An 11279-nucleotide genomic window follows, 5' to 3' on the forward strand; every position below is an offset into this window, starting at 1 on the left:
ATGACGACGCCGGCACAGGGCCGGCGTCGTCGGGTACCTCTCACAGCGGCAGGGTCATTCCTGCGCGGCGTCCTCGCTGCTGGCCGCAGCCGGTGCGCCGTCGGTCGTGGCGGGGGTGGCGACCGCCACCTCGTCCTCGTCCTCATCGATCGAGGCATCCAAGCGCTCCACCGCCTGCAGCTTCTCATCCTTGGACAGACGGATCAGGGTGACGCCCTGGGTGTTGCGGCCGACGCGGCTGATTTCCGAGCCACGCGTACGCACCAGGGTGCCGCCATCGGAGATCAGCAGGACTTCGTCATTCGAGCCCATCAGCACCGCAGCGACCAGCTTGCCGTTGCGCTCGGTGGTCTGGATGCCGATCACGCCCTGGGTGCCACGGCCCTTGCGCGGGTAGTCCGGCAGCGGGGTGCGCTTGCCGTAGCCGTTCTCGGTAGCGGTCAGGATGTACTGCACGCTGGCGTCATCGGCACTATCGATCACCGCATCGCCATTGGCGGTGGCTTCCTCGACACCGTTGTCGTCCTCGTTCTCGTCCTCGATGCCACCGGCACTTTCGGCCACGATCAGGCTGACCACTTCCTCGCCGGCCGGCATCTTGATGCCACGCACGCCGGTTGCGGTACGGCCCATCGAGCGGACTTTGTCCTCGCCGAAGCGCACGGTCTTGCCATTGGAGGCGAACAGCAGGATGTCGCGCTGGCCGTCGGTCAGGCCGACGCCGACCAGGGCATCGCCCTCATCGAGATTGATCGCGATCTTGCCGCGGGCCAGGCGGAAGGCGAACTCGCCCAGCGGGGTCTTCTTGACCGTACCGTTCTTCGTGGCAAAGAACACGAACTGGCCATCGGCGTACTCGCGCACCGGCAGCACGGCCTGCACGCGTTCGCCCGGTTCCAGCGGAATCCAGTTGATGATCGGACGGCCACGGGCGTTGGAACCCGCTTCCGGCAGCTGGTAGACCGGCAGCCAGAACACCTTGCCCGAACTGGTGAAGGTCAGCAGCGTATCGTGCGTGTTGACCAGCCACAGCTGTTCGATGAAATCCTCTTCCTTGGTCGCCGCCGCACTGCGACCACGGCCGCCGCGGCGCTGCGCGCGGTACACGCTGACCGGCTGGCGCTTCACGTAGCCGGCGTGGGACACGGTGACCACCACGTCTTCCGGCGCGATCAGGTCCAGGATGTCCAGGTCTTCTTCGCTGTGGCGGATTTCGGTGCGACGTTCGTCGCCGAACTCGGCCTTGACGTTGACCAGCTCCTCGCGGATGACCTGCAGCAGGCGATCGGGATCTTCCAGGATGTGGATCAGCCCGGCGATCACTTCCAGCAGCTGCTTGTACTCGTCGGTCAGGCGGTCCTGCTCGAGCCCGGTCAGGCGGTGCAGGCGCATTTCCAGGATCTGGGTGGCCTGGATCTCGGTCAGCTGGTAGCCGCCCTCGACCAGGCCGACGCCCTTGGGCAGGTCTTCAGGACGCGATGCTTCGGCACCGGCGGCACCCAGCATCGCACCGACCAGGCCCGGCTCCCACACGCGTGCCAGCATGCGCTCGCGGGCTTCATTCGGGTTCGGCGAGGTCTTGATCAGTTCGATCATCTCGTCGATGTTGGCCAGCGCGACGGTCAGGCCTTCCAGCACATGGGCACGGGCGCGCGCCTTGCGCAGCTCGAACACGGTGCGGCGGGTGACCACTTCGCGACGGTGGCGGACGAACGCCTCCAGCATCTGCTTCAGATTCATCAACTGCGGGCGGCCGTCGACCAGCGCCACCATGTTGATGCCGAACACCGATTCCATCTGCGTCTGCTGGTACAGGTTGTTCAGCACAACCTCGGCAGATTCGCCGCGCTTGATCTCGATGTAGATGCGCATGCCGTCCTTGTCGGACTCATCGCGCAGCTCGCTGATGCCTTCGATCTTCTTTTCCTTGACCAGCTCGGCGATCTTCTCGATCAGACGCGCCTTGTTCACCTGGTAAGGAATTTCGGTGACGATGATCGATTCGCGGCCGTTGTCGGCCACTTCGATATCGGCCTTGGCGCGGATGCGCACGCGGCCACGGCCGGTGCGGTAGCCGGCGACGATGCCGGCAGTGCCGTTGATGATGCCGGCAGTGCCGTTGATGATGCCGGCAGTCGGGAAATCCGGGCCCGGGATGTATTCCATCAGGCCGTCGACATCGATGTCCGGGTTGTCGATCAGCGCGATGCAGGCGTTGATCGATTCGCTCAGATTGTGCGGCGGGATGTTGGTCGCCATGCCCACCGCGATACCGGCCGAGCCATTGACCAGCAGGTTCGGGAACCGGGTCGGCATGACCGTCGGCTCCAGTTCCTTTTCGTCGTAGTTGGGCTGGAAATCGACGGTTTCCTTGTCGATGTCGGCCATCAGCTCATGCGCGAGGCGCGACATGCGCGCTTCGGTGTATCGCATCGCTGCGGCGGAGTCGCCGTCGATGGAGCCGAAGTTACCCTGGCCATCGACCAGCATGTAGCGCAGCGAGAACGGCTGTGCCAGGCGCACCAGCGTGTCGTACACCGACTGATCGCCATGCGGGTGGTACTTACCGATGACGTCACCGACGATACGTGCCGACTTGAAGTAGGGCTTGTTGCTGTGCGCGTTCAACTCGTTCATCGCGAACAGCACGCGGCGATGCACCGGCTTGAGGCCGTCGCGCGCATCCGGGAGCGCGCGGCCCACGATCACGCTCATGGCGTAATCGAGGTAGCTCTTGCGCATCTCGTCTTCCAGGTTGACCTGGATGATTTCCTTGGCGGTTTCTGCCATTCGGGTTCCGTTGTCTGGTAGCGGTCCAGTCCGGCGCAGCCCTCTGCGGGAGGGGGTCGTGCCGGAACCTCGATTCAACCTGTGGATACTACCACAACAGGCCGTTTTCCGCCTCCCTTTACGGGGATTTTACCGGCACAAATCAGGAACTTAGGGCCCCATACCGCCCCTGTAGAGCCGAGCCCATGCTCGGCTGCGGCGGATTCGCTGGCTGAGCCGAGCGTGGGCTCGGCTCTACAGACATCCGCGACCCTGCCCGCCTCAGCCGCCGAAGGCGGCGCGCATGTTGTCGGCGGTCGGGTTCAGGATCACCCCGCGCTCAGTCACGATGGCATCGATCAGCTCGCCCGGGGTGACGTCGAACACCGGGTTCCAGGCGGCGATGCCCTCGGCCACGGTGCGGGTACCGCCCACGCCGTACAGCTCGCCCGGATCGCGCTGCTCGATCTCGATCTGGCTGCCGTCCACGGTGTCCATGTCCACCGTCGAGGACGGCGCTACGACCATGAACTTCACGCCGTGATGGCGGGCCGCGATGGCCAGCTGGTAGGTGCCGATCTTGTTGGCGGTATCGCCATTGGCGCAGATGCGGTCTGCACCGACGATCACCCACTGCACGGCGCCGGTCTTCATCAGGTGCGAGGCAGCCGAATCGGCGATCAGGGTAGCGTCGATGCCATCCTGCTGCAGTTCCCATACGGTCAGGCGGGCGCCCTGCAGCCAGGGCCGGGTCTCGCCGGCAAACACGCGGGCGATGCGGTGCTGGGCCATGCCAGCGCGGATCACGCCCAGCGCCGTGCCGAAGCCTGCGGTGGCCAGCGAGCCGGTATTGCAATGGGTCAGCACGCCGCTGCCGGCCTCGATCAGGCCAGCACCCAGCGCCCCCATGTGGCGGTTGGCGGCCAGGTCTTCATCGGCAATCGCCTGCGCTTCCGCCTCCAGCAACGCCTTCCAGTCTCCGCCGGCGGCGTTCAGGCAACGGCGCATGCGCGCCAGCGCCCAGGCCAGGTTGACCGCCGTCGGGCGCGACGCATTGAGGCGCTGCAGGGCTGGCTCCAGCTGCTGCAGCGCATGCGCGCCATCGGCGGCCTGCACCTCGCGTGCCGCCAGCACCACGCCCCACGCGGCGGCAATACCGATCGCCGGCGCGCCACGCACGGTCAGCGCGTGGATGGCGCTGGCAACCTCGTCACTGTCATGGCAGACCACGTGCTCGGCCACGAACGGCAGCTTGCGCTGGTCCAGCAGTTGCAAGGCATCGCCGGTCCACAGGATCGGGCGGATGTGGTCGTAACGGGCGTAGTCGATGTCGGAGGCAGTGTTCATGGGCCCATTGTAGGGCCACGCCCCGCGTGGTTGGAGCCTGCCCCGGCTCAATTCACCGAGAATTCGGCGCGGCAGCCGCCGTCCACCCAGATCCCGTTGCGGTTCCAGCCCCAGGTGCTGCCTTCCTCGCAGGGCGTGCTGGACAGCTGCTCGGAGACCACAGCACCCACCGAGATGCTGGCGCCGCAGAAGCGGCGCTTCTTCGACTTCGATTCGCAGGTCAGGCGGCGCGGCACATCGACGAAGCGGCCCTCCTCGTCGGCCACCTCGAAATCGCCCTGGCAGCCACGGCTGGTCCAGACTTCATTGCGCTTGTAGCCCCATCCCTGGCCTTCGCGGCACGGCAGCACCGACAACTGGCGAAGCAGGCGCACCGGCGCGCCATCCAGGCGTACCGGGCAACTCTGCGGACGGCCATTGGATTCGCAGCGCACCACGCGGCGCACCAGGCGCTTGCCTTCCGTTGCCGCAGGCGCCGCACCCTGCGCACGGCGCGCCCGGAATTCGGCGCGGCAGCCAAGGGTGACCCACACGCCGCTGCGGTCGGTGCCCCACTCGCTGCCGCGGATGCAGCTGTTGCTCGACAGCTGGCGCACCAGATCGACGCCGTTGTCCACATCGATATCGCAGTGCACCCAGCCCATGTCGCGCGATTCGCAGGTCACCACTTCGCCGTCATAGCCTGCCTGCTGGGCCGACGCCGATGACGGCAGCCAAGTACCCCAAAGCGCGATGGAGTACACCGGTGCCGCCACGACCGCAAACCACTTGACCAATGCCTTCCCCAACAGGAGTGGACGAATTCCGATGCCAGTGTCCCGCATCTGCCGTGATAAGAGCATCATCCCGCTTACCGAAGCAAGCGCGGAAACGCGGCAATCCGTTCAGTCTTCAACGTTCAGGAACGTGCGCCGCACTCACGCGTGGGCAAAGTCGTAGGCCAGCACATCAGCAATCCGCGGCGTGCGGTTCATCGCCATCAACAGGCGGTCGACACCCACCGCCACCCCGGCGCAGGCGGGCATCGACGGCAGCGCCAACAGCAGCGCCTCGTCCACGGCCGGTAGCACCTGGCCGCGCTCGTGGCGGCGCTGCAGATCGCGCTGGAAGCGCGCGCGCTGCTCGTCGGCGTCGTTCAGTTCGTGGTAGCCGTTGGCCAGTTCCACCGCGCCCAGGTACAGCTCGAAACGTTCGGCGAGCGGGGGCGTGCCCGGGCGGACGCGGGCCAATGCTGCCTGGCTGGCCGGCCAGTCGTGGACCACGGTCATGACATCGCCATCGAAGCGCGGCTGGATGCGATGGGTCATCAACAGGTCCAGCCAGTCATCGCGGGTCAGCCCGACCGGGTCGATGTGCACCTCGCCCAGCGCGGCACGCAGCGCGGCCTCATCAGCATCGAACGGATCCACGCCCACATGCTGCTGGAACAGCTCGCGGTAGCTGAGCACACGCAGCGTCGCACTGCGCCCGACCAGAGCCAGCGCCTGGCCAACCAGCTCGGCGGTTTCCTGCACCAGGCGATGGTGGTCCCAACCGACCCGGTACCACTCCAGCATGGTGAATTCCGGATTGTGGCGGCCGCCCGCCTCGCCATTGCGGAACACCCGGCCCAGTTCGTAGCAGTCACCCACGCCCGCCGCCAGCAGGCGCTTGAGCGGATACTCCGGCGAGGTGCGCAGCCAGCGGCGGCGTCCGCCGGCATCGACATGGCCGGTGAAGTCGGTATGGAAGCTGTCGATGTTCGGCTCGGTGTTGCCCGCGACCGACAGGATCGGCGTCTCCACCTCGAGCACATCGCGCTCTGCAAAGAAGCGGCGCACCAGCGCATTGAGCGCGGCGCGCTGCTGCAGCGCGCGCAGCAGGGCCTCGCTCACAGGATGCCCTCCGGGCGCGGATGGTCGAGCGGCAGGGTCAGCAGATCGCGCGTATCGTCGATGTAGCCGCTGGCCAGGTACAGGCGCCGTGCCAGTTCGTTGTGGTGGTTCACTTCCAGGCGCAGGCGGCTGACGCCACGACCGCGAGCGCGCTGTTCGCAGATGGTCAGCGCCTGCTTGCCGCGGCCACGCCCACGCGCGCGATGGCTCAGGTACAGCTCGTCCAGCAGCATGAAGTGGCCGCCCTGTTCCAGGCTGAAGCCCATCGCGATCACCGCGTAGCCGACCACCTCGCCCGCCTCGTCCAGCCACAACAGCACTTCGCCATTGCGCGGATCGGCCAGCAGCGCGTCCACGCCGCGACGCACGCGCGCGTCATCGAAGTCGATCCTGTCTTCGGCGTAGAACTCGCGCATCAAGGTGATCAACAATTCCTCGTCGGCACGGGTGGCCAGGCGGAAATCCAGTGGGGCGGTCTGCATCGGTGTTCCTTTGTGCTGCATGCCAGGCGCGGCACCCGGCGGGATCGTCATTCGTGTTCGGCAAGGTAGGCCAGCAGGCGTTCCTCGTCCCACACCGGCACGCCCAGCGACTGCGCCTTGTCCAGCTTGGAGCCGGCCTCGGTGCCGGCGACCACGAAGCTGGTTTTCTTCGACACGCTGCCGGAAACCTTGGCGCCCAGCGCCTCCAGGCGCTCCTTGGCGACATCGCGGGTGAGCTGGGCCAGGGTGCCAGTGAGCACAACGGTCTGCCCGTCCAGCGGGCCCGCCACGATCTCGGCCAGCGCCGGCGCCTTGGCCAGGATCTGCTGCATCGCCTTCTCGGCCGCCAGCAACATCACGCCATGGCCATCGGCATCGAGCCACTCCCCCAGTCCGCGCGCGGTGTCATCGGGCAAGCCGGCATTGACGAACTGGCCATGCTCGGCATCGAGCACCGCCTGTGCCCCCGGGAGCGCTGCCACCAGTTTTTCGGCGCGTAGACGGGTGATGCCGGGGATCTCAGATTCGACCAGCAGCTGCGCCAGGTCCAGTCCCTCGCGCAGCTTGGCACTGGGGGCATGTACATCGCTGATGCGCACCTGGCCGACCTGCAGCAGGTCATCGATGGCCTGCTGGTTGCCCTGCTGTTCGAAGAAGTGACCGAGCGAGCGCGCCACTTCGCCACCGATGTCCGGCACGCGCTTGAACAGCGGCCACGGCAGATGGCGGATCAGTTCCAGGTCGCCGAACCACTGCGCCAGGGCCTTGGCGGTGCTCTCGCCAACGTGTTCGATGCCGAGCGCGAACAGCAGGCGTTCCAGCGTGGCGGCACGACTGGCGTCGATTGCTGCGATCAGGTTGTCGGCCCACTTGGTGGCGATCTTCTTCGTGTTCCATTCGAAGCTGGCGGGCTGTGCCAGCGCCTTCGCGCGCCAGCCCGGATCGCTGCCGTCCAGCTTCAGCACGGCGTTGAGTACCGCGCCACTGCCCTCGGCGGGCAGATGCGGTTTCAGCGCAGCGGCCAGTGCGGACGGGTCTTCCGCATCCAGCACCAGCTTCAGGTGCAGCAGCTGGTCACGACTGAGCCGGTACAGGTCGGCCACGCTCCTGACGATGCCGGCGTCGACCAGGGTTTCGATGTACTTGTCGCCCAGGCCATCGATGTCCATCGCGCGACGCGAGGCGAAATGGGCAATGGCTTCCTTGCGCTGCGCCGGGCAGGACAGTTCGCCCGAGCAGCGCCATGCTGCTGCCCCTTCCTCGCGCACGATCTCCGAGCCGCACACCGGGCAGCGCGTCGGCATCTGCCACGGCATAGTGCCCTGTGGGCGGCGATCAAGGATGACGCTGACCACTTCCGGGATCACGTCGCCGGCACGGCGCACGATCACGCTGTCGCCCACGCGCACATCCAGGCGTGCGATCTGGTCGGCGTTGTGCAGGGTGGCGTTGGACACGATCACGCCGGCCACGGCCACCGGTGCCAGTCGCGCGACCGGTGTTGCGGCACCGGTGCGGCCGATCTGGATCTCGATGGCCTCTACCGTCGTGCTCTGTTCCTGCGCCGGGAACTTGTGCGCGATGGCCCAGCGCGGCGCACGCGAAACGAAGCCCATGGCCTGCTGGCCGGCGCGGTCATCCAGCTTGTAGACCACGCCGTCGATGTCGAACGGCAGGCGATCACGGCGCTCACCGATATCGCGGTAGTAGCCGAGCAGGCCATCAGTGCCCTCCACCACCTTGCACAGCTCGCTGACCGGGAAGCCCCAGGCGCCGAGCTGGGCCAGGGTGCCCGAATGGGTATCGGGCAGCTCGCCGCCCTGCACTTCACCGGTACCGTAGGCAAAGAAGCTCAACCTGCGCTGCGCACTGATCTTCGGGTCGAGCTGGCGCAGCGAACCGGCCGCCGCGTTGCGCGGATTGGCCAGCACCTTGCCACCGTGCAGGCGCGCACGCTCGTTGTAGGCCTCGAAGTCGGCGCGGGCCATGTACACCTCGCCGCGCACCTCCAGCACATCCGGCCAGTCCTTGCCGTGCAGGCGCTTGGGAATGTCGCCGATCTCGCGCAGATTGGCCGTCACGTCCTCGCCGGTCGTGCCATCGCCACGGGTCGCGCCGAGCACGAAATGACCGTCCTCGTAGCGCAGGCTGATCGCCAGCCCGTCCATCTTCGGCTCGGCCGAAAACCGCAGGCTGCGACGCCCCAGCCGCTCGTCAATGCGGCGCACGAAATCAGCCACCTCCTCGTCGCTGAACGCATTGGACAGCGACAGCATCGGCACAGCATGGCGCACCTCGGCGAAGCGGCCGGAAGGACGCGCACCGACCTGCTGGGTCGGGCTGTCGGCGCGGGCCAGTTCAGGATGTACGCGCTCCAGTGCTTCCAGTTCGCGCACCAACCGGTCGTAATCGACGTCGGGGATCTCCGGCGCGTCCAGCTCATGGTAGGCGCGGTTGGCCTGGGCGATCTGCCGGCGGAGGTCGTCGGCGCGTTCGGCGGGGCTGGGACTCATCGGGATCCGGTGGTTCTGGGATGGCCGGGGATTCTACCGCGCCCGGCCGTCAGGCCCTGTAACGCCCTGCCTTCGCAGCGTCGCGCCATGCTCGACGGCCGCTCCCCTGCCCTGGTGGCCAACCTTCTCCCCTCCCGGCAGGTGCCGACCTTCTCCCCGCCCCGGCAGGTGCCAACCTTGGTTGGCACACCTGCAGCCGAGCGTAGCTCGGCACTACAAAAAGCGGGCTTGCCGCCCACCGCAACCAGCGCTAGCGTGCGACGGTCTGCCCTTCGGAATCGTGCCCGTGACCCTGCCTGCTTCCCGTCGACGCTTCCTGCAACTGGCCGGTGCTGGCCTCGCCGTCGCTGGCAGCGGGCTGCCGCAGCTTGGCCATACCCAACCGGCGACAGCCGCCGCTCCCGCCCCCGCCGAAGGTGCGGTGCTGCTGAATTTCAACGAATGTCCCTACGGCCCCTCGCCTGCAGCCCAGCAGGCAGCACGCGACAGCATCGCCGGATGCGGTCGCTACCGCTTCGCGCTGGCAGGCCAAGTGCGCGATGCCTTCATCGAGCAGGCGCGCATCCCGGCTGATCACGTGCGCCTCTATCCGGGTTCCAGCGAACCGCTGAACCGTGCCGCCGTGCTGTGGACCGGGCCGCAGGCGGGACTTGTAGTAGCCGACCCGACCTTCGAGACGCTCGGCGAGGTCGCCGCCGCCCACGGTGCGCATGTGCAGAAAGTGCCGCTGCGCGAGGACGGTGCGCATGACCTGCGTGCGATGGTCGCTGCCGCGCACGCGCGCGCGACCGGGCTGCTGTATGTGTGCAACCCGAACAATCCGACTGGGTCGATCAGCCCGCCAGATGAGCTTGCCTGGCTGCTGGCCCACAAGCCCGCATCGACCCGCGTGCTGGTCGACGAGGCCTACCTGCAGTACAGCGATCAGCCCAGCCTGATCACCCAGGTGACGCAGCGCGATGACCTGATCGTGCTGCGCACGTTTTCCAAGCTGTACGGCATGGCCGGCCTGCGCCTGGGCGTGGCGGCCGCACATCCCGACCGTCTGCGCGAACTGGCCAGCCTGGGCGACAACCCGCTGCCGGTTCCGGCGCTGGCGGCGGCACTGGCCAGCCTGCGCGACCCGCAGCTGATCCCCCAGCGGCGCCTGCAGAACGCCACGGTGCGGCAGGCCACCATCGCCTGGCTCGGCAAGCGCGGGTTCAGCTGCGTACCCTCGGAGGCGAACTGCTTCATAGTCGACGTGCAGCGCGATGGCAGCGCGTTCGCCAAGGCAATGGCGGAGAACGGCGTGGTGATCGGGCGCAGCTGGCCGATCTGGCCGCAGCGCGTGCGCGTAACGGTCGGCACCGAAGAGGAGATGGCCGCATTCCGCCGTGCGTTCGCCAAGGTGGCCGGCGTACCGGCCTGACCCTGTTGGTGGGGGCGAACCTTGGTTCGCCCCATCCACGCATGGCGTGCATCTACTGTTGTGGGTGCCGACCGTTGGTCGGGGCGGGTGCCGACCGTTGGTCGGCACACCATGGCGCTCACCAGCGCGGGGTCTTGGTCAGCGGCGGTGCCTGGTGCTGGCGGTCGTAGGCGCGCAGCTCGTCACGGATGTGCGCGATGCGCTGGCGCCCCAGGGCGTTGCGGCTGTCATCCAGCACCACGCCATCGAGCAGCTCGGCCATGCGCTGCACGGTCGGCAGCATCTTCTCCCAGGCGTCCAGCGCGGTCAGCGGCGCCGGCAGCGTCAGGAAGAATGCGATGGCCGGGGTTTCCATGGCGCGGATGTTGGCCATGTCGAAGCTGCCCGGCTTCATGATGCTGGCCATCGAGAAGATCGGCCCGCGTTCGGGGTGGCCTTCCACCAGGCGGTGGAACACGTTCATGTGGCCGAACACCAGGCCGGTCTTCTCTGCGGCCACCACGATGTCCTCGCCACGCAGCTGCTCGCCGGCCCGGGCGGCCACGAACAGCGAGACGATCTTGTCGAAATCCTGGGTGGCGCGCTTGCCGAGGTCGCTGGCGCCCGGGTCGGTATCGGTCAGGCCGAGTTCGGCCTGCTCGCCCTCCGTGCCCATGCCCGGTTCGACGCGCCCCTCGGCCACGGCGACGCCGTCGTCGCCCAGCACCGGCTCACGGCGCTCGCCACTGGTGGGCTCCGCGCTTTCCACGCGGCGCCCCTGGGGCTTTTTCTTCGGACGGCCAAACAGGAAGATCGCGGCGATCAACAGCAGGCCGGCGGCCAGGATGCCGATGCGCAACAGTGCCGTGTCGGACATTCGATAGGTTCTCCGGCTAGTTCATTC

The 11279-nt window shown here is 67.4% G+C and carries 8 protein-coding genes; 1 reads left to right on the forward strand and 7 read right to left on the reverse strand.

Annotation, left to right across the window (positions count from 1 at the left end):
• Positions 1-54 precede the first annotated feature (54 nt).
• The 6 genes from gyrA to ligA all read right to left on the reverse strand — a co-directional run bounded on the left by gyrA (position 55) and on the right by ligA (position 8991).
• Complete coding sequence (gene gyrA / locus AC5P8C_RS02995; protein WP_495218330.1) at positions 55-2790, reverse strand: DNA gyrase subunit A; 2736 nt, start codon at positions 2788-2790, stop codon at positions 55-57.
• A 261-nt stretch (positions 2791-3051) separates the two neighbouring features.
• A complete protein-coding gene (gene mtnA, locus AC5P8C_RS03000; protein ID WP_495218331.1) occupies positions 3052-4116 on the reverse strand; it encodes an S-methyl-5-thioribose-1-phosphate isomerase in 1065 nt (354 codons plus the stop codon).
• A 47-nt stretch (positions 4117-4163) separates the two neighbouring features.
• A complete protein-coding gene (locus tag AC5P8C_RS03005; RefSeq protein WP_021202738.1) occupies positions 4164-4892 on the reverse strand; it encodes a DUF3011 domain-containing protein in 729 nt (242 codons plus the stop codon).
• 141 nt (positions 4893-5033) lie between these two features.
• Positions 5034-5990, reverse strand: a complete 957-nt coding sequence (gene epmA / locus AC5P8C_RS03010; RefSeq protein WP_495218332.1) for an EF-P lysine aminoacylase EpmA — start codon at positions 5988-5990, stop codon at positions 5034-5036.
• Positions 5987-6472 (reverse strand): GNAT family N-acetyltransferase, encoded by a 486-nt coding sequence (locus tag AC5P8C_RS03015; RefSeq protein ID WP_495218333.1) that lies wholly within the window; start codon positions 6470-6472, stop codon positions 5987-5989. Before AC5P8C_RS03015 ends, epmA begins: the two co-directional genes overlap by 4 nt.
• 47 nt (positions 6473-6519) lie before the next feature.
• Positions 6520-8991, reverse strand: coding sequence for an NAD-dependent DNA ligase LigA (gene ligA / locus AC5P8C_RS03020; protein ID WP_195670305.1), 2472 nt, complete (start codon positions 8989-8991; stop codon positions 6520-6522).
• A 280-nt stretch (positions 8992-9271) separates the two neighbouring features.
• Between ligA and AC5P8C_RS03025 the strand changes: the two genes are divergently transcribed.
• Entirely contained in the window at positions 9272-10396 is a 1125-nt protein-coding gene (locus tag AC5P8C_RS03025; protein ID WP_171952804.1) for a pyridoxal phosphate-dependent aminotransferase, read from the forward strand.
• A 118-nt stretch (positions 10397-10514) separates the two neighbouring features.
• Here AC5P8C_RS03025 and zipA read toward each other — a convergent pair whose 3' ends face one another.
• Positions 10515-11252: a cell division protein ZipA gene (gene zipA / locus AC5P8C_RS03030; RefSeq protein WP_019660368.1), complete on the reverse strand. Its 738-nt coding sequence runs from the start codon at positions 11250-11252 to the stop codon at positions 10515-10517.
• Between the last annotated feature and the right edge of the window lie 27 nt (positions 11253-11279).

This window comes from Stenotrophomonas sp. YJH_SMC_46 (assembly GCF_059370315.1).

What these genes read in the sequence shown, in the direction of transcription:
- gyrA (WP_495218330.1), bottom strand. Translation starts at nt 2,790, where the DNA reads ATGGCAGAAACCGCCAAGGAAATCATCCAGGTCAACCTGGAAGACGAG.
- zipA (WP_019660368.1), bottom strand. Translation starts at nt 11,252, where the DNA reads ATGTCCGACACGGCACTGTTGCGCATCGGCATCCTGGCCGCCGGCCTG.
- mtnA (WP_495218331.1), bottom strand. Translation starts at nt 4,116, where the DNA reads ATGAACACTGCCTCCGACATCGACTACGCCCGTTACGACCACATCCGC.
- AC5P8C_RS03015 (WP_495218333.1), bottom strand. Translation starts at nt 6,472, where the DNA reads ATGCAGACCGCCCCACTGGATTTCCGCCTGGCCACCCGTGCCGACGAG.